The following is an 18,900-nucleotide window of genomic DNA, read 5'->3' as shown; positions in this document are numbered from 1 at the left end:
TGTAATATGAGCAACTTAGATGATTTGCAGGCATCACTTAGCGTCCGTGAATGCCTCCGCGTGCCGCGCCGCTGACCACCTCGACCACGTGACAGCAGCCGTTCAGCTCCCCCAATTTTTAGAAGAATACGAAGGCTTTACGACATGAGTTCGATCAACCTTGCTACCTCTATTCACATTTGCGAAGATACCGAAGGTAATTTCGATGTGCGTGACATTCTTGCCGCTGCCGGTTACACCGCCGGCACCGCGATCAACGTGAGCGCCATGTACGTGGTCCTGCCGGACGGCACCACGTCGACCAAGAACACCGCGCTCTTCGGCAAGGTCGATGCAGACACCATTTATATCCGTCCTGGCCAGTGGCACGCCGATTACAACGGCCAGTTCACTACGGTCGAGTTCGTGGTGGACCAAGGCGCCGGCAACACCGTGACGATGACGATGCAAGTGATCGTCGATCCGGTCAACGACGCGCCCACTGCCGCCAACAAAACCTTCAATCTGGACAACGGCAACGCCGTCGTGCTGTCGCAAGCCGACTTCGGCTTCGTCGACGCGGTCGAGCACGACGCCTTCCAGTCCGTCATCGTCACGTCGCTGCCGACCGCCGGAAAACTGACGCTCAACGGCGTGGCCGTCGCCGCCAACACCGAGGTGTCGGCCGCCGACATCGCCGCCGGCAAGCTCGCCTTCGAGCCGAGCCAGAGCGCCTCGGGCAGCTTCGACATCGGCTTCAAGGTGCGCGACGCGGGCGGCCTGGTTGGCTGCAACGCCGCCGACACGAGCGCCACGCCAAACTACCTGACCTTCAAAGTGCCGCCGGCGCATCTGGGCGACTTCGTCTGGGAAGACGGCAACGGCAACGGCGTCCAGGACGCCGGCGAGGCGGGCATCGGCAATGTCGTGGTCGAACTCAAGGACGGCGCCGGTAAAGTGGTCGCCAGCACCACCACCGACATCACCGGCCAGTACCACTTCGACGTCGACGCCGGCACCTACTCGGTGTCGGTGAAGGCGCCGGCAGGCTTTAAACCTGTCGGCCAGGACCAGGGCGGCGACGACGCCACCGATAGCGACATCGATGCCAGCGGCAACACCGGCGCGATCGCGCTGGCGCCGGGCGAGACCAACAACAAGGCCGACGCCGGCCTGTACCGCGCCGCCTCGCTGGGCGATACCGTCTGGTACGACACCAACCGCAACGGCAGCCAGGACGCCGGCGAGGCGGGTGTGGCCGGCGTGCGCGTCACCCTGCTCGACGCCGCCGGCAACCCGGTCGGCGCGGCGGTCACCACCGACGCCAGCGGCCACTACCAGTTCAGCGACCTCAAGCCGGGCAGCTACAGCGTGCAGTTCGACAAAGCCAGCCTGCCGGCCCACCACTTGTTCACCACGCAAGGCCAGGGCGGCGATACCAGCGCCGATTCCAACGCCGACGCCACCACCGGCCGCACCGCGCCGGTGACGCTGGCCTCTGGCGAGAGCAACCTGACCGTGGACGCCGGCATTGTCGCCGAGCGCGCCACCCTGGGCGACCGCGTGTGGGAAGACAGCAATGGCAACGGCGTGCAGGACGCCGGCGAAGCTGGCCTGGTCGGCGTCAGCGTCGAGCTGCGCGACGCCAACGGCAACGTGGTCGCGACCACCACCACCGGCGCAGACGGCAACTACAGCTTCACTGTTGACGCCGGCCAATACAAGATCGCCGTCACCGCGCCGGCCGGCATGACCGTCACCGGCCAGAACGCCGGCGGCAACGCCGCCGCCGACAGCGATATCGACGCCGCCGGCCAGAGCGGCCTGGTCACGCTGACCCCGGGCCAGGTCGACAACACCATCGACGCCGGCCTGTACCGCGCTGCCTCGCTGGGCGATCGCGTCTGGCTCGATGCCAACCGCAACGGCGTGCAGGATGCCGGCGAAGCGGGCGTGGCCGGTGTCAAGGTCACCTTGCTGGATGCCAGCGGCAACCCGGTCGGCGCCAGCGCCACCACCGACGCCAACGGCGTCTACGGCTTCACCAACCTCAAGCCTGGCACCTACAGCGTGCAGTTCGACAAGGCCACCTTGCCCGCCGGCCACACCTTTACCACCGCCGACCAGGGCGGCAGCGACGCGGCCGACTCCGACGCCAACGCCACCACCGGCAAGAGCGCGCAGGTGACGCTGGTCTCGGGCGCCAACAACGCCGACCTCGACGCCGGCGTGGTCGTGCTCCAGGCCAAGCTGGGCGACACCGTGTGGGAAGACAAAAACGCCAACGGCGTGCAGGACAGCGGCGAGGCGGGCATCGGCAACGTGACCGTCGAGCTCAAGGACGCCAACGGCAAAGTGGTGCAAACCACCAGTACCGACGCGGCCGGCCGCTACAACTTCACCGCCGATCCGGGCAGCTACACGGTGTCGGTCAAGGCGCCGGCCGGCTACCAGTTCACCGGCAAGGACGCCGGCGCGGACGACGCCAAGGACAGCGATGTCGACGCCACCGGCCAGACCGGCGCCATCACCCTGAACGCGGGCGAGGTAAACAACACCGTCGATGCCGGCCTGTACAAAAACGCCAGCGTAGGCGACCGCGTCTGGTTCGATACCAACAAGAACGGCGTGCAGGACAGCGGCGAAGCGGGCGTGTGCAATGTCAAGGTCAGCCTGTTCGACGCCGACGGCAAGCAGGTCGGCGCCAGCGTCTTGACCGACGCCAACGGCAACTATCAGTTCAGCAACCTCAAGCCGGGCAGCTACAGCGTCGTGTTCGACAAGGCGAGCCTGCCTGAAAACATGACCTTCACCACCGCCAACCAGGGCGGCAACGACGCCACCGACTCCGACGTCAGTGCCGCCGGCAAGTCGCACACCTTCACGCTGACGTCCGGCCAGGTCGACAAGACCGTCGATGCCGGCGTGTTGGCGGCCGCCACCATCGGCGACCGCGTCTGGATTGACGGCAACGGCAACGGCTTGCAGGACAGCGGCGAAAGCGGCAAATCCGGCGTAACCGTCGAGTTGCGCGACACCGCCGGCAAGGTCCTCAAGACCACCACCACGGACGATAGCGGCAACTACAAGTTCAGCGTCGAGGCGGGCACCTACTCGGTTGCCATCAAAACCCCGACCGGCTACACCGTCACCACGCAGAAGGTCGGCAGCAACAACGCCATCGACAGCGACGCCAACGCCAGCGGCAACCTGGGCAGCGTGACGGTGACCGCCGGCCAGAACGTCACCACCATGGACGCGGGCATTTATCAGAAGGGCAGCATCGGCGACAAGGTCTGGTACGACACCAACGGCGACGGCATCCAGCAAAGCGGCGAAGCCGGCGCCAAGGGCGTGGCCGTAACCTTGTTCAACGAGAAAAACGTCGCGGTCGGCACCACCGCCACCGACGCCAATGGCCTGTATTCGTTCAACGACCTCGGTCCGGGCAAGTATTCGGTCAAGTTCGGGGCGGTGGACGGCTATTTGTTCACCAAGCAAAACCAGGGCGGCAATGACAGCCTGGACTCCGACGTCGACAGCGCAGGCAAGACCGCGCAGATCACGCTGGCCTCTGGTGCCAACGACAAGACCCATGACGCCGGCCTGGTCAAGGCCGCCAGCATTGGCGATACGGTCTGGGAAGACGCCAACTACAACGGCGTGCAGGATGCGGGTGAGAAGGGTGTCGATGGCGTCACCGTCAAACTGTACGACGCCAACAACGTGCTCAAGGAGACCGTGGTCACCGCCAATGGCGGCAAGTACCTGTTCAACGGCCTGCAAGCGGGCAACTACAAGGTGGAAGTAACCAAGGGCGCCGGCTGGTTCTTCACCAAGGCCGACGCCGGTGACTACACCGTCGATTCGGACGTCACCACGGTCAACGGCAACAGCGGCCGCACCGACACCATCAGCCTGGATGCCGGCGAACAGCTGCGCACGGTCGACGCCGGCATCTACCGCAAGGCCAGCGTCGGCGACAAGGTCTGGCGCGACGGCAACCACAACGGTGTGCAGGATAGCGGCGAGGAGGGCATCGGCGGCATCAGCGTATCGCTGTACGACACCGCCAACAACAAGCTGGGCACCGTCAAGACGGATAGCAACGGCAACTACAAGTTTGCCGATTTGACTCCTGGCAAGTATTACCTGGTGTTCGACAAGTCCAACGTGATTTTCAAGAACATCAACATGAACGACTGGAAGTGGGGCGTCAAGAACACCGGCAGCAACGACGCCATTGATTCCGACGTCAACGGCGACATGGTCAACAAAGTCAACGTCACCAAGACCGACACCATTACCCTGAGCTCGGGCGAGAACGATATGAGCTGGGACGCCGGCATCACGCCGATCGCGATCGATCTGAACGGCGACGGCATCCACACTATCGCCCGTGGCGACATGCAGGGGAGCTTCGACCTGCTGGGCACGGGCAAGGCGATCCAGTCGGGCTGGTTGTCCAAGGGCGACGGCTTCCTGGCCATCGACAGCAACGGCAATGGCAGCATCGACAACGTCGGCGAATTGTTCGGTGGCACCGCCAAGGGCTCGGGCTTCGCCAAGCTGGCCAGCTACGACAGCAACGGCGACGGCGTAGTCAACGCCTCGGACGCGCAATTCGCTAGCCTGCTGATCTGGCAGGACGCCAACAGCGACGGCAAAACCGACGCGGGCGAACTGGTGTCGCTGGCGGCCGCCGGTGTGACCGGCCTGAACGTCGGCTACACCGAACTGCCGTTCCTCGACGCCAACAACAATCTGCACCTGGAGCGTAGCAGCGTGACCATGAGCAACGGCAAAACGGCAGACATGACCGACGTCTACTTCAACGTGGCCGCGTCCGACGCGGCCGCCGCCGGCCTGACCCTGCCAACCATGGCCGACCTGATGGCCGACGGCACGCAGCCGGTCCAGTTGGTCGCGCAGTGCCACGCGGAATTCGCATACGTCTAAGTTTCCTCAAGAACAAGCAAACATTTATCACTCTTATAGAAAAATTATCATGAAAATCAAATTCAACGCCATCCACGCCGCTGTTTTCGCTGTCACCGTCGCCTTGTCGGGTGCGTCGTTCGCCGCCGACACCTACAATTCGAAGCCAATCGTCGGTGCGGGCGGACTGGTGGCCAACTTCGACGGCCAGAACTTCAACGGCACGCCTTTCGTCGGCATCCCGGTGATCGAGTTGACCAACACCGACAGCATCAAGGATAGCTTCCTGGCCTTCTGCATCCAGCCGATGGTCGATCTGCAGCAAAAGACCGTCTACACCGCCACCCAGGCCGCAGTGAAAGACAGCGTCAAGGCGCTGTACGAAACGTCGTACGCCAGCGCCATGCACGACACCACCACGCAAAAGGCTTTCCAGCTGGCGCTGTGGGAATTGGTCGCCGATGACGGCAATATGTATGCGCAGAACGGCACGCAGTACTTCATCGACGGCGCCGACGATAGCGCCGACGCCGCCGCGACGATGCTGGACAAGGCGTCCAAGCACACGATGCTGATCAATATGTACGACTACACGACCTTCACCGGCACGGGCAGCAATGGTCTGGCGTCGCAGCAACTGCTGGGCGTGGCCATGGCCGCACCGGTGCCGGAAGCGAGCACCTGGGCCATGCTGGGTCTGGGCCTGGGCATGATCGGCTTCATGGGCCGCCGCAAGTCGTCGGGCCAGGACCAAAAGTTCGCCTGATAGCCTGACCGTCGCGTCGCCGCCCTCTGGTGGCGCGACGATTTGTCGGTGCCAGTGCGGCGTTTCACCCATGAAATGCTATTTGTATGGCAAACTTCGGGCTCACTTCAGTTGATCGCCCAGTTAGCCCATGAGTATAGTCAAGAATTTGCCGTTCGAATGGCTGGTCGGCCTGCGCTACACGCGCGCCGGCAAGCGTAGCGGTCGCAATAGTTTCATCTCCTTCATTTCCCTGATTTCGATGGCCGGCATCGGCCTGGGCACGGCCGCGCTGATCGTGGTGCTGTCCGTCATGAATGGCTTCGAAAAGGAAGTAACCACCCGCATGCTGTCGGTGCTGGCGCACGTCGAGGTGTTCGACATGCGCGGCTCCATGCCGGACTGGGAGGAGCGCGCCCGCCAGGCCGCCGCCAACCCCGAGGTGCGCGCCGCCGCGCCCTTCGTCGAGACCGAGGGCATGCTGATTCGCGACGACATTTTGCGCCCGTCGGTGGTGCGCGGCGTGCTGCCGTCGGCCGAGAAGAACGTTTCCGAGGTGGCCGAGCGCATGCGCGAGGGTAGCCTGGACTCGCTCACACCGGGTCAATTCAACATCGTGCTGGGCGCCGAGCTGGCCAGGGCGCTGAAAGTCAAGGTCGGCCAGACCGTGACCCTGGCGCGGGCCCAGGGGCCGGGGTCGGGCGGCGCCATGCAGCCGCGCGTGCGTTCGCTGACCGTGACCGGCATCTTCGAGGTCGGCCACAACCAGTTCGACTCCGGTCTTGCGCTCATCAATATCAGCGATGCCGAGCAGTTGGCGGGGGTTGCCGCGCCGTCCGGCCTGCGCCTGCGCCTGGCCGACATGCAGCGCGCGCCCGAGGTGGCGCGTCAATTGAAGCAGTCGATGCCGGGCGATTTGTTCATGCGCGACTGGACCAGCGCCAACTCGACCTGGTTTGCCGCCGTGAAAAGCCAGAAGAACATGATGTTCATCATCCTGACCATGATTATCGCGGTCGCGGCCTTCAACCTGGTCGCCACTCTGGTCATGACGGTGACCGACAAGCAAGCCGACATCGCCATCCTGCGCACCCTGGGCGCCTCGCCGGCGTCGATCATGAAGATTTTTATGATCCAGGGCGGGCTGACCGGGGTGCTGGGAACCGGCTTCGGCATCGCGCTGGGTTCGGTGCTGGCGGTCAACGTCCACATCATCGTGCCGTTCATCGAAGGCTTGTTCGGGATGCATTTCCTGTCCAAGGACATTTATCTGATCAGCTCGGTGCCTTCGGACCTGCGCCTGTCCGATGTCACCAACATCGGCGTGATCTCGGTGCTGCTGGCGTTCGTGGCGACGATCTATCCGAGCTGGCGCGGCGCCCGCGTGAAGCCGGCGCAAGCGCTGCGCTATGAGTGAGGCGGGTCGACGCAGGCTGTGTGCCTCGCCGCACGCATCTAACACCATTTATATGGCAAACTGCTGACTTTGCCGATTATGTCCGCTGGAACACATGAGTATCATTAAGAATCTACCGTTTGAATGGCTGGTCGGCCTGCGCTACACGCGCGCCGGCAAGCGCAGCGGGCGTAACAGCTTTATCTCGTTTATTTCCCTGATTTCGATGGCCGGCATCGGCCTGGGCGTGGCCGCGCTGATTGTGGTGCTGTCCGTGATGAACGGCTTCCAGAAGGACGTGACCGGGCGCATGCTGTCGGTGCTGGCCCACGTGGAGGTGTTCGACGCGCGCGGCTCGATGCCGAACTGGCAGGCCGAAGCCGCCGAGGCCCGCAAGAATCCCGAGGTGATCGGCACCGCACCGTTCGCCGAGACGCAGGGCATGCTGGTACGCGACGATATCCTGCGTCCTGCCATCATCCGCGGCGTGCTGCCGGAGCAGGAGCCGAACGTCTCCGACGTCGCCAGGCAGACCCGCAGGGGCAGTTTCAACGCGCTGCAGCCGGGCGCCTACAACATCGTGCTCGGGATCGAACTGGCGCGCGCGCTGCGCGTCAATCTGGGCGAGAAGGTGACCCTGGCGCTGGCCCAGGGCCAGGCCACGCCCGCCGGCGTGCTGCCGCGCATGCGCTCCTTCAATGTGGTCGGCATCTTCGAGGCGGGCCACAACGAGTTCGATTCCGCGCTCGCCTTCGTGCACCTGACCGACGCCGAAAAGCTGCTGCGCCTGGACGCGCCGGCCGGTCTGCGCCTGCGCCTGTCCGACATGAACCGCGCCCCGCAAGTGGCGCTGGACCTCAAGCGCACGATGTCCGGCGACCTGACCATGCGCGACTGGTCCAAGCTCAATGCCAACTGGTTCGCCGCCGTCCAGACCGAAAAGCGCATGATGTTTATCATCCTGACCTTGATTATCGCGGTCGCCGCCTTCAACCTCGTGTCGACGCTGGTGATGACGGTGACCGACAAGCAGGCCGACATCGCCATTCTGCGCACCCTGGGCGCCTCGCCGCGATCGATCATGAAGATCTTCATGATCCAGGGCGCGCTGGTCGGCATTCTCGGCACCATTCTGGGCGTAGCCGGCGGTGTGCTGGTGGCGCTCAATATCGACGTCATCGTGCCGTTTATCGAACATTTATTAGGAGTGCAGTTCTTGTCCAAGGATATTTACTACATCAGCGTCGTGCCGTCGGACCTGCGCTGGCCGGACGTTTTCAAGATCGGCGGCGTGGCCGTGGTACTGGCGTTCGTCGCCACGATCTACCCAAGCTGGTGGGCCGCCCGCGTCAAACCTGCGGAGGCATTGCGCTATGAGTGATCCAATGACCAACTCCACGACCAACCTGGAACCGGTGGTCCTGTCCTGCCGCAACCTGGGCAAGACCTTCACGCAGGGCAGCTACTCGGTCAAGGTGCTGGCCGGGATCGACATCGACGTGCGGCGTGGCGAACGTGTCGCCATCGTCGGCGCCTCCGGCTCGGGCAAATCGACGCTGCTGCATCTGCTGGGCGGCCTCGATACGCCGACCACGGGCAGCGTGACCTTGCTGGGCAAGGACTTCGCCAGCCTCAATGAGTCGGCGCGCGGCGATCTGCGCAACGCTTCGCTGGGCTTCGTCTACCAGTTCCATCACCTGCTGCCGGAGTTCTCCGCGCTGGATAATGTCGGCATGCCGCTGATGATACGGCGCGTCAAACGCAGCGACGCGACCAGCGCCGCGCAGCAAATCCTCGCCCGCGTGAATCTGGCCAAGCGCGTCACCCACGTGCCGGGCGAATTGTCCGGTGGCGAACGTCAGCGTGTGGCGCTGGCGCGCGCGCTGGTCACGCAGCCCGCCTGCGTGCTGGCCGATGAACCGACCGGCAACCTCGATCACGCCACCGCGCAGCAGATTTTCGACCTGATGCTGGAGCTGTCGCGCACCCTGGGCACGGCATTCGTCATCGTCACCCACGACATCGAACTGGCGCGCCGCTGCGACCGCGTGCTGCGCCTGACCGACGAAGGCTTGAAACCCTACCAGGACTGACATCATGTGGATCGACACCCACTGCCACCTCGACGCGCACGAATTCGGCGGCGAATCCGCCGAACAGGCGCGGAAGGCGAGGGTGCAGGGCGTCGGCATGATCGTGATCCCGGCGGTGGAAACGGCCAACTTCTCCATCGTCGCCGATTTGGCGGCCAGCGTGGACAATGGCTGCTATGCGCTCGGCATCCACCCGATCTATGTTCCGAACGCGAAGGAAGACGACTTGCGGGTGCTGCGCGAGCGGGTCGAGGCGGCCCTGGCCGACCCGCGCTTCGTCGCACTGGGCGAGATCGGCCTGGACTTCTTCATTCCCATGTTGACCGAACCGGCGATGCGCGAGAAGCAGATCTTCTTCTTCCGCGAGCAGCTCAAGATCGCCCGCGACTTCGAGCTGCCGGTGCTGATGCATGTGCGCCGCTCGCAGGACGTGGTGCTCAAGCACGCGCGCCAGATCCGGCCCGCCGGCGGCATCGCGCACGCCTTCAACGGCAGCTTCCAGCAGGCGCAGGGCTATATCGACCTGGGATTCAAGCTCGGTTTCGGCGGCGCCATGACGTTTACCCGCGCCTTGCAGATACGCCGCATGGCCACCGAGCTGCCGCTGGAGGCGATCGTGCTGGAGACCGATGCGCCGGACATTTCGCCCAGCTGGATCCATCCGGGGCGCAACAGCCCCGATCAAATCCCCCGGATCGGCGCCGTGCTGGCCGAGTTGCGCGGCATTAGCGTGGAGGAGGTCGCGTTGGCGACCACGGCCAATGCCAAGGCAGCGTTGTCGCGGATGATAGTTTCTTAGGTGATAATTGATTTTGTGACATTTGGATAGAATTATTGATGAGTTGACAGTGCATAATCGCCAATATTTGCCTGTACCAACCCACGGAAATCCATATGAAACCAGACGTTCGCCTCGCCGCCGCCCTCCTGTTTATCCCCGCGATGTGCTTCGCCGACACCAGCACGGTGTCGGAGCGCCAGATTGATGTGCCCAAGTGCAATAGTCCTGCGGCCAAGGTCGTCTTCACCGAATTCAAATGCAAATCCGCCGACTGCTCGTCGGGCGCCGGCCAGCAGGACCCGCGCCAGTACCGCTGGTGGGAGCGTTCGGGCACCGTGGCGCAGCCGAGTTACACCGGCGTGGGCACCGGCATGACCGAGATGCTGGCCACCGCGCTGACGCAGACCGGCTGCTTCGACGTGCAGGAGCGCGCCGAAATGGAAGAGATCAACAAGGAGCTGGCGCTGATTGGCAAAAAGGTCGAAGCCGAGGCGGCCGATTACATGATCACCGGCTCGATCACGTCGCTGGGCTTCGAGCAAAGCTCGACCGGCCTGGGCGGTCTGAGCTTCCTCAAGGGCCCGCTGAGCATGCTGGCCGGCGCGGTCGACTACAAGAAGTCCAAGGTCCACATGAACATGGATATCCGCGTGGTGGACGTGCGCCGCGCCAAGATCATCGCCTCCAAGACCTTCCAGGCCAACAACGAGAAGACCGGCTTCGGCGTCTCGGCGATGGGCTGGGGCGGCGGCACGGGGCTGGGCGGCAACCACGCCAGCATCAGCGGCTCGCCGCTGGAAGAGGTGGCGCGCGACCTGCTGGTGAAATCGACGTCGTTCCTGACCGAGACCATCGCCGCGAAAAACATCGCCGAACGTATCGCGGTGAAGGCGACCGACGTTTCGCCGAAATAAGCGTCACCTTTTCTTCGGCCCGTATCGACCGCCGGCAGGGTTGTCCCTGCTGGCGTTTTTTTGTCTACAGAAATTTTTACATTGATGCGGATCAAAGGCTGGATCGCTGAATTCGACGGTCTGCGGAAGCTTGCATAGTATCGCTGTGTCGGTCGGACGGGCTGGCCGAACGCTCCAATGCGAGGGCGACGCACTGGCGGAGTGGCGATGCGATTGGCGATAATCGGCTTTGCGGCGGGAGCGGCGTCCTTGCAAACGCAAGCGGTGCTGCCTGACGTCCCGGTCATTGCTTGGGCTGCGGGGATTTTGTCTGTCTGGCTGGCGTTGTGGCAGATGGTGGTCAAGCGCAAATTTCCTACGGATTGGGGGTTCCGCTATCAGACTTTGCGCGCGATGCACGCTTTGCTGGTTGGCGCCATCGTCGGCTTTTATTGGGCTGCTTGGCTGGCACACGGGGCGCTGTCATCGCAACTGGCGAGCGCGCATGAGGGGCGGGATTTTACGGTAATTGGCACCGTGGATAATTTACCCTATCGTTTCGCCCAGGGCGTTCGGTTCAATTTCGCCGTGGAGGGCGTGCTGGATGGGCTGAATGGCGCGCAGACGACGGTGGCCGGGCCGGCTCCGGTTCCGCCACGTATCGCGCTGTCCTGGTACGCAGGCTTTCGCGATCAGATCACGCAAATCGGCAACGTGCAGCCGGGCGAACGCTGGCAACTCACGGTTCGCCTGCAGCGGCCACACGGCAACGCCAACGAATATGGTTTCGATTACGAGGCGTGGTTGCTGGAGCAGGGCGTACGTGCGACCGGTTACGTGCGGCCGAATCACGCCAATCGGCGCCTGGACAGCTTTGTCTTCAGCGCCCGCAACGTCATCGAGCATTGTCGCGCGGCGCTCCGGGCGCGGATTCTGGCGGCGCTTCCCGATAAACCTTACGCCGGCGTGATCGTCGCATTGGTCGTTGGCGACCAGCGCGGGATCGATCAAGCGGATTGGAAGGTTTTCACCAATACCGGTATCGGTCATCTCGTCAGCATCAGTGGATTGCACATCACCATGGTGGCGGGGTTGTTCGCGCTGATCGCCTTCTCATTGTGGCGGCACTCGTTTTTCACCCGCGCGCAATTGCCGTTGATGATGCCGGCGCAAAAAGTCGCGGCGCTGGTCGGCGCGACGGTCGCGTTGTTCTATGTGCTGCTCGCCGGCTTCGGCGTGCCGGCCCAGCGTACCTTGTATATGTTGATCGTTGTCGCCGTCGCGCTGTGGCTAAACCGGATCGCCAACGTGTCGCATGTGCTGTGCACAGCGCTCGGAGTTGTGGTGCTACTTGACCCGTGGGCAGTACTATGGCCGGGATTTTGGCTGTCGTTCGGCGCGGTGGCCGTCATCCTGTATTCCACCGTCGGCCGTACCACGCTGCGTCCAGCCAGGCTAGCCGCCGGCGTCGACGATCCACCGCAGAACGCCCAGCCCGCGTTGACGATTGGTCACCGATGCTGGCAGGCCTTGCGCGTTGGCGCCCACACCCAGTACGCCGTCACGCTTGGACTCGTGCCGCTGACGATGCTGCTGTTCGCGCAGGTGTCCGTCATCAGTCCTTTGGCGAACGCGGTGGCGATCCCGTTGATTAGTCTTGTCGTCACGCCGCTGGCGCTGGTGGGCAGCATGCTGCCGATGTCATTGGCGGCCTGGGTCCTCGGTCTGGCGCATCTGCTGGTCGAGTGGCTGACCATTTGCCTGCAATGGTTCAGCGGCCTGCGTTACGCGGTCTGGCGCGCTCCGACTCCGCCTTTGTGGCTGTTTTGTTGGGCGATGTTCGGGACCCTGTGGCTGCTCGCGCCACGCGGATGGCCGGCGCGCTGGCTTGGCTTGGCGACCTGGATACCGTTGCTGGCGGCCGAACCATCGCACCCGCAACCAGGTCGCATGACAGTGACCGCTTTCGATGTGGGGCAGGGCATGGCGCTGCTGATTGAAACCAGCCATCACCGTTTGCTTTACGATACCGGTCCAAGCTACGGCACCGAAATCGACGCCGGCAACCGCGTCATCCTGCCGTATTTGCGAGCACGCGGCATCGCCTCGCTGGACGGCATGATTGTCAGTCACAGCGACGTCGATCACTCGGGCGGCGCCTTGTCGGTGCTCGATGGCTTACCGGTCAAGTGGGTGCTTGGATCGCTGCAGCCCAATCATCCGATAGTGGCGTCGGCGCGGCGGCATGTGCAGTGCGCCGCCGGACAGGCTTGGACGTGGGATGACGTGCGCTTCGAGATACTCCATCCGCTGGCTGCCAGCTACGCCGACCTGACTCTTAAGCCAAACGCGCGGGGCTGCACCCTGAAGATTACCGTCGGCGGCAAAGCGATGCTGCTGGCCGGCGATATCGAGGCCTTGCAAGAGTCGCAACTTGTGTCGCGCGACCGCGAACGGCTGCGTGCCGACGTCCTGCTGGTGCCACATCATGGCAGTGGCACCAGTTCGACCCTGGATTTTTTGACGGCGGTGAACCCGCAGGCCGCCGTGTTCCAGGTCGGCTACCGCAATCGCTACCAACATCCCAAAAAAGAGGTCTACGAGCGCTATGGAGAGCTGAACATCCAGCGCTTGCGGAACGACCAATCGGGCGCTTTAACACTCAATTTCGGCCAGACCATCGACATAGCCAGCTATCGGGAGACGCACGCCCGCTACTGGTACGGCCGCTGAATTAGAGCCTTCCCACCAGCCGCTGGGCGGAACTGCCGTTACAATTGGTCGACAATAACCATACGGAGACCGCTTGTGAGCAAGCCCAAGCTGCATTTCGCCCATGCCAACAGCTATCCGGCGGGCGTGTACCGCCAGTTCTTCGAGAGGCTGAGCGAGCAATTCGACATCCAGGCGCTCGATATGCACGCGCATAACCCAAGCTATCCGGTCACCGACTGCTGGCCGCGTCTTGTGGACGAATACATCGCCGAACTGACCGCGCGTTATTCGGAACCCGTGATCCTTGTGGGGCATTCCCTGGGTGGCATGCTTAGTTTACTGGTCGCCCATGCGCGGCCGGACCTGGTGCGCTGCGTCGTCATGCTCGACGCGCCGGTGGTCGCCGGCTGGCGCGCGCTGGTCTGGCGGACCATCAAACTGGTTGGCAAGGCGTACGACGTCCCGCCGGCCAAATTCTCTAAACGCCGTCGGAATGTGTGGCCAAGCGCCGCCGCCGCGTATGAGCACTTCGCCGGCAAGGATATCTTCGCGGCTTGGGCGCCCGGCGTGCTGACCGATTACATCGACAATGGCATGAAACCGCACCCGGAAGGCGTCCAGTTGCGCTACACGCGGGAGATCGAGACGGCGGTCTACGCCACCTTGCCGCATCATTTGCCGAAAATCGTGCGCGGGCGCTTTCCGGTGCCGATCGGTTTCATCGGCGGCACCGATTCGTGGGAAACCAGCCAATCCGGCCACAAACATACGCAAGCGTTGGTGGGCCGCCACTTCCGGTTGATCCCCGGCGGCCATCTGTTCCCGATGGAGACGCCGGCGGCGGCGGCCGACGCCACGGCCGACATGATCGCTGGTCTGCTGGACGAACAATCCACCGCCGACGGCGCTAAAAAAGTTCTTAAATACGGGGCTTTCGCGTAAAATCTCGTCCATTCGGCGCGGTAGCGCCCCCCGGCAATTTTAGGAATACCTTGCGATGACGATTAAAAGCGATAAATGGATACGCCGCATGGCGGAGCAGCATGGGATGATCGAGCCGTTCTTCCCGGACCAGGTGCGCGAGCAGGATGGCCGCAAAGTCATCTCCTACGGCACCTCGTCGTACGGCTACGATATCCGCTGCGCCGACGAATTCAAAATCTTCACGAACATTAACAGCACCATCGTCGATCCGAAGAACTTCGATTCGAACTCCTTCGTCGACGTCAAGAGCGATGTCTGCATCATCCCGCCGAACTCCTTCGCGCTGGCCCGCACGATGGAGTATTTCCGTATTCCGCGCAGCGTGCTGACCGTCTGCCTGGGTAAATCGACCTACGCGCGTTGCGGCATCATCGTCAACGTGACGCCGTTCGAGCCGGAATGGGAAGGCTATGTGACCCTGGAATTCTCCAACACCACGCCGCTGCCAGCGAAGATTTATGCCGGCGAGGGCTGCGCCCAGGTGCTGTTCTTCGAGAGCGATGAGGTGTGCGAGGTGTCGTACAAGGACCGCAACGGTAAATATCAGGGCCAGCGCGGCGTGACTTTGCCGAAAGCCTAAGGGCGTTCGGTCACGTGATGAAATCGATAATCTTTTGCACGAGCTATATCAGAGACGCCCACGCCTGGGAGACTCGCTATCAGCGCTGGCTCGATTATTATCAGGATTTCCCGCTGGATGTGGTCAAAAGGCTCATGATCGACGATGGGTCGCCGTACCTGCCGCCGGCTGAAATCATCAAAACGGTATCCAATGCCGCTCCGCTGGCATCGTTAGACGACAAGAATTTAATCATTCGATTCGACGATAACCTGGGGCGGCAGAGTATCAAGGACTATCCCGGTTGGTGGCGCAGCTTTCTTCACTCGGTGGAGGTGGCCAGGGAACTGGGCGTCGATAAAATCATCCATATCGAGTCGGATGCGTATATCTTGAGTCCACGCCTGCGCGATTTCCTCGATCAGACCAGCACCGGCTGGCACGTTCTGTGGACGCAGCATAACAATTTCCCTGAAACGGCGATCCAGGTGATTTGCCGCGATCAGTTCGAGATCTTCGAAGACTTCAAACAGAAGAATCCGACCTTGCATTTCCCCGATATGGCCGAGCATATGCTGCCGTTCACGGCGGTGAACAAGGAATTCAAGGGAGACCGTTATAGCGAGCTCAAGCGAAATCGCGGGATCTTTAAGTCCAAGAAATTCAATTTCATCCCCATGTTTAAATGGGATTTCTTTACGGTGCAAGTTCCAGCGGACGCGGATTTCGTCACGCAAGGCGTGAGCGGCCAGCATCTGGAATTCCGGCGCAACGGATAAGCCGCTTACAGCTTCAGTTTACAGCTTCCGTTCACAGCTTCACCGGCAGGATCATCTCCACACACAAGCCACCACCCGCACGGTTGGTGGCTTTTATACTTCCGCCGTGCGCTTCGATCACGTGCTGGGCTATCGCCAGACCCAGTCCGTGGCCTTCGGTACCCGCATTGGCGGACCGGAAGAATGGCTGGAAGATGGTTTCCAAGTCGGCCGGCGCCACGCCCGGTCCCCGGTCTAGCACGCGGATGCATAGCTGGCGCGCATCGGGGAGCGCGCGCACTTGCAGCTGCACTTCGCCACCTTCTGCGCTGTGTTTAATGGCGTTGCGGACCACGTTTTCGATCGCGCGCCCCAGCAAATCGGCCTGGCCGACCACCAGCACATCGGCATCGCCTTCGTGCACCACAGTGCGTTGCTGGCTGGCCGCCTCGTAAATGGCGTCGTCGGCGATTTGCTCCAGCAGATCGGCCATGCTGATTTCTTCCTGACTGGCCTTGATCGCGCCGGCCTCCAGGCGCGCCAACGTCAGCAGCTCGCCCACCAGTTTGTCCATGCGGACGCTCTCGCGTTCGATACGCTCCATCGACGCGGCGATTTTATCCGGCTGCTGGTGCGCCAGGCCGATGGCCGCCTGCAGCCGCGCCAGCGGCGAGCGCAGTTCGTGCGACACGTCGTGCAGCAGGCGTGTCTGGCCGTCGATCAGATTGCGCAGGCGCGCCGTCATGCGGTCGAAGTCGCGACCGAGGTCGTTCAGTTCCGTGAGGCTTTTGCCGGATGCGCTGACGAAGCGCGGCGCCAGGTCGCCGCCGGCGGCGGCATCGAACGCCGCCCGCAAGGCGCGGATCGGCCGCGAGAAATACCACGCCAGTATCACGGAGAACAGCAGGCTGGCGAAGATCGCGGCGACGATCGGCACCCACGGCTTGAGCGGTTCGAATCGTGGCCCCATCGGCCCGCGCGGGCCTTGCATGCCCGGCGCGCCATTGGCGCCGTTGCCGCCCTGCGCCTGGCCGGAAGGCGGATTGCCGGGGGGCGCGCCATCGGGCGGCGGACCACCAAGCCCACCAAAACCGCCGGCCATGCGCCGGTCCTCAAACAGCATCTGCTGGCTTTTCAAACCGGCGAGCAGCTGCCGCGATTCGCTGTCGAAGCCGCGCTGGCGCTCGGCCCACGGCAGGAACAGCATATAGCGATTGCCTTGCGGGTCGTACACCTGGCGCACCACGCGGCGCTTGCCGTCGTCCTTGAGCAGGGCGCGTGACTCGCGCAGCATGGACGGGCTGACGATACGGCCCAGCATTTCGCGGCCTTCGTCGTCGACCGCGTACACACGCCGCCTGTCCATATTTTCGAGCATGCGCCGTAGGGCGTTGGTGCCGCCGTATTCCAGGGTGGCGGCCGCTGCGTTGATGGCGATTTCCGCCGGTGGGCTGGTGTCGATGTCGGCCGGCGCGGCCTTTTGCTGGCTGCGGTCCTTGAGCCAAATGCCGCCGAGGACGCCCACGGTCGCCGTCATCTGTGCCAGCAGTATGCACACGAAGAACTTCCAGAACAGACGGCCCACGGGCTACTCCTTGATCAGCTGGTAGCCAAGGCGGTAGACCGTTTGCAGGCAGGAGCGGCCGTCGGCGATGGTGCCGAGTTTGTGGCGCAGGCTGCTCAGGTGGACATCGATGTTGCGGTCGAAGCGCGCCAGCGGGCGGCCCAGGCCCTGTTCGGACAGCGTGTTCTTGCTGACGGGCCGGCCGGCGTTGCGGGCCAGGACCTCTAGCAGATTGAATTCGGTACTGGTCAGTTCCAGCTTGGCGCCGGCCCAGGCGGCGCGGCGCTGCTCCGGCCACATGGTGAGCTGGCCGACGTTGAGGGCGGCGGGCGTGCCATTGTCGGTGGGCGCGCTTTGCGCCCGGCGCAGGATGGCGCGGATGCGGGCCGTCAGTTCGCGTGGCGTGCAGGGTTTGGTGACGTAGTCGTCGGCGCCCAGTTCCAGGCCGACGATGCGGTCGGTGTCGTCGCCGCGGCCGGTGAGCATCAGAATGGGCAGCTGGCTATTAGTGCGGATGCGGCGCAGCGTTTCCAGTCCGTTCATGCGCGGCATCATGACGTCGAGGATGGCGATGGAGTACGTGCCGGTGGCCGCTTCGGCGGTGCCGGCTTCGCCGTCGTGCACGGCTTTGACGTCGAAGCCTTCCTGCTCCAGATACTCCTGGAACATGCCCACCAGCTCGATGTCGTCGTCGATCAACAGTACTTTGCTCTTCATTGCCGCGCAATTCTTTGTATAAGGATCATCAATCATACCAGCGCGAGAGTTCCCGCCAGTCTACTTTTACGTCGATTTACAACGGCTTGCACGGGCGCAATTCCGATGGCAAAGCCGGCTTTACGTCGATTTACGTTGTCCTTACGCTACTTAACATATGGCAACTAGAAAATGAAGTCTTCCAGTCGAGAAAGGAAGGGTTTGCATGAAAACTAACAAACTAAGCGTGCAGAAGTTGTTGCTTGCCATGGCGGTGGCGCTGCCATTGTTCGCTGTGGCCGGCGCCAGCGGCGCCAACGAGGTGGACGATCATTCTCCGGGCATGCCGCCGGGCGGGCCGGGCAGCGCCGGTCCCGACAACGGTTCGCGCCTGCATGGCGGCATGCCGCCGTTCGGCGGACCGTTCATGGTCGGACGCCCGTTGTTCTTGCGCGGCGTCGAGTTGAGCGAGGCGCAGGACGACAAGGTCTTTGCGATCCTGCATGAGGAAAAGCCGTATCTGCGCGAGCAGGGCAAGGCGGCGGCCAAGGCGCAGGAAGCGCTGCGCGAGCTCGCCGACGCCGACAAGTACGACGACGCCAAAGCCGCGTCGCTGGCGCAGGCGGCCGCGACCGCTATGGCCAATATTTCGTTGCAGCGTGCGCGCACCGAGCAAAAGCTGTTGGCGGTGCTGACGCCCGAGCAGCGCAAAAAGCTCGATCGAGACAGGGACAGGGACAGCGGGGACAAGCCGCGCCGTTCGCGTTCCTAGATTTAAAGCAGTACCACCGAACCACCC

The 18,900-nt window shown here is 63.1% G+C and carries 14 protein-coding genes; 12 read left to right on the top strand and 2 right to left on the bottom strand.

The genetic code is table 11. From position 1 onward, the window contains the following. Positions 1-207: 207 nt before the first annotated feature. The 11 genes from NHH88_20020 (at position 208) to NHH88_19970 (ending at position 15,862) form a co-directional block, all read left to right on the top strand. Positions 208-4,938, top strand: coding sequence for a carboxypeptidase regulatory-like domain-containing protein (locus NHH88_20020; protein USX11979.1), 4,731 nt, complete (start codon positions 208-210; stop codon positions 4,936-4,938). Between the two features lie 49 nt (positions 4,939-4,987). Beyond that, a complete protein-coding gene (locus tag NHH88_20015; protein ID USX11978.1) occupies positions 4,988-5,683 on the top strand; it encodes a PEP-CTERM sorting domain-containing protein in 696 nt (231 codons plus the stop codon). 130 nt (positions 5,684-5,813) lie between these two features. Further along, positions 5,814-7,079, top strand: a complete 1,266-nt coding sequence (locus NHH88_20010) for a lipoprotein-releasing ABC transporter permease subunit (GenBank protein USX11977.1) — start codon at positions 5,814-5,816, stop codon at positions 7,077-7,079. Between the two features lie 94 nt (positions 7,080-7,173). Beyond that, positions 7,174-8,439, top strand: coding sequence for a lipoprotein-releasing ABC transporter permease subunit (locus NHH88_20005; protein ID USX11976.1), 1,266 nt, complete (start codon positions 7,174-7,176; stop codon positions 8,437-8,439). 4 nt (positions 8,440-8,443) lie between these two features. Beyond that, positions 8,444-9,151, top strand: coding sequence for a lipoprotein-releasing ABC transporter ATP-binding protein LolD (gene lolD, locus NHH88_20000; protein ID USX11975.1), 708 nt, complete (start codon positions 8,444-8,446; stop codon positions 9,149-9,151). Positions 9,152-9,155: 4 nt separating this feature from the next. Further along, complete coding sequence (locus tag NHH88_19995) at positions 9,156-9,950, top strand: TatD family hydrolase (GenBank protein ID USX11974.1); 795 nt, start codon at positions 9,156-9,158, stop codon at positions 9,948-9,950. Between the two features lie 95 nt (positions 9,951-10,045). After that, complete coding sequence (locus NHH88_19990) at positions 10,046-10,846, top strand: hypothetical protein (protein ID USX11973.1); 801 nt, start codon at positions 10,046-10,048, stop codon at positions 10,844-10,846. A 207-nt stretch (positions 10,847-11,053) separates the two neighbouring features. After that, positions 11,054-13,558, top strand: a complete 2,505-nt coding sequence (locus NHH88_19985) for a DNA internalization-related competence protein ComEC/Rec2 (GenBank protein ID USX11972.1) — start codon at positions 11,054-11,056, stop codon at positions 13,556-13,558. 75 nt (positions 13,559-13,633) lie between these two features. Next, positions 13,634-14,482: an alpha/beta hydrolase gene (locus NHH88_19980; GenBank protein ID USX11971.1), complete on the top strand. Its 849-nt coding sequence runs from the start codon at positions 13,634-13,636 to the stop codon at positions 14,480-14,482. A 55-nt stretch (positions 14,483-14,537) separates the two neighbouring features. After that, positions 14,538-15,104, top strand: coding sequence for a dCTP deaminase (gene dcd, locus NHH88_19975; protein USX11970.1), 567 nt, complete (start codon positions 14,538-14,540; stop codon positions 15,102-15,104). A gap of 17 nt (positions 15,105-15,121) precedes the next feature. Next, entirely contained in the window at positions 15,122-15,862 is a 741-nt protein-coding gene (locus tag NHH88_19970) for a hypothetical protein (GenBank protein USX11969.1), read from the top strand. Between the two features lie 31 nt (positions 15,863-15,893). Here NHH88_19970 and NHH88_19965 read toward each other — a convergent pair whose 3' ends face one another. Next, positions 15,894-17,426: a HAMP domain-containing histidine kinase gene (locus NHH88_19965; protein ID USX11968.1), complete on the bottom strand. Its 1,533-nt coding sequence runs from the start codon at positions 17,424-17,426 to the stop codon at positions 15,894-15,896. A gap of 3 nt (positions 17,427-17,429) precedes the next feature. After that, positions 17,430-18,122 carry a response regulator transcription factor gene (locus tag NHH88_19960; GenBank protein USX11967.1) on the bottom strand — a complete coding sequence of 231 codons (693 nt, stop codon included), beginning with the start codon at positions 18,120-18,122 and terminating at the stop codon, positions 17,430-17,432. 205 nt (positions 18,123-18,327) lie between these two features. Here NHH88_19960 and NHH88_19955 point away from each other — a divergent pair, with 205 nt between their 5' ends. Beyond that, positions 18,328-18,873 carry a periplasmic heavy metal sensor gene (locus tag NHH88_19955; GenBank protein ID USX11966.1) on the top strand — a complete coding sequence of 182 codons (546 nt, stop codon included), beginning with the start codon at positions 18,328-18,330 and terminating at the stop codon, positions 18,871-18,873. Positions 18,874-18,900: the final 27 nt, after the last annotated feature.

This window comes from Oxalobacteraceae bacterium OTU3CAMAD1, from assembly GCA_024123915.1.
Classification (GTDB): Bacteria; Pseudomonadota; Gammaproteobacteria; order Burkholderiales; family Burkholderiaceae_D; genus Rugamonas.
Note: the sequence above shows the minus strand (reverse complement) of the source record. Positions and strands in the feature narration are given on the sequence as shown.

Excerpts from the sequence above, each read along its gene's own strand:
- NHH88_20015 (USX11978.1), top strand. The coding sequence starts at position 4,988 with ATGAAAATCAAATTCAACGCCATCCACGCCGCTGTTTTCGCTGTCACC.
- NHH88_20010 (USX11977.1), top strand. The coding sequence starts at position 5,814 with ATGAGTATAGTCAAGAATTTGCCGTTCGAATGGCTGGTCGGCCTGCGC.
- NHH88_20005 (USX11976.1), top strand. The coding sequence starts at position 7,174 with ATGAGTATCATTAAGAATCTACCGTTTGAATGGCTGGTCGGCCTGCGC.
- lolD (USX11975.1), top strand. The coding sequence starts at position 8,444 with ATGACCAACTCCACGACCAACCTGGAACCGGTGGTCCTGTCCTGCCGC.
- NHH88_19995 (USX11974.1), top strand. The coding sequence starts at position 9,156 with ATGTGGATCGACACCCACTGCCACCTCGACGCGCACGAATTCGGCGGC.
- NHH88_19990 (USX11973.1), top strand. The coding sequence starts at position 10,046 with ATGAAACCAGACGTTCGCCTCGCCGCCGCCCTCCTGTTTATCCCCGCG.
- NHH88_19985 (USX11972.1), top strand. The coding sequence starts at position 11,054 with ATGCGATTGGCGATAATCGGCTTTGCGGCGGGAGCGGCGTCCTTGCAA.
- dcd (USX11970.1), top strand. The coding sequence starts at position 14,538 with ATGACGATTAAAAGCGATAAATGGATACGCCGCATGGCGGAGCAGCAT.
- NHH88_19970 (USX11969.1), top strand. The coding sequence starts at position 15,122 with ATGAAATCGATAATCTTTTGCACGAGCTATATCAGAGACGCCCACGCC.
- NHH88_19960 (USX11967.1), bottom strand. The coding sequence starts at position 18,122 with ATGAAGAGCAAAGTACTGTTGATCGACGACGACATCGAGCTGGTGGGC.
- NHH88_19955 (USX11966.1), top strand. The coding sequence starts at position 18,328 with ATGAAAACTAACAAACTAAGCGTGCAGAAGTTGTTGCTTGCCATGGCG.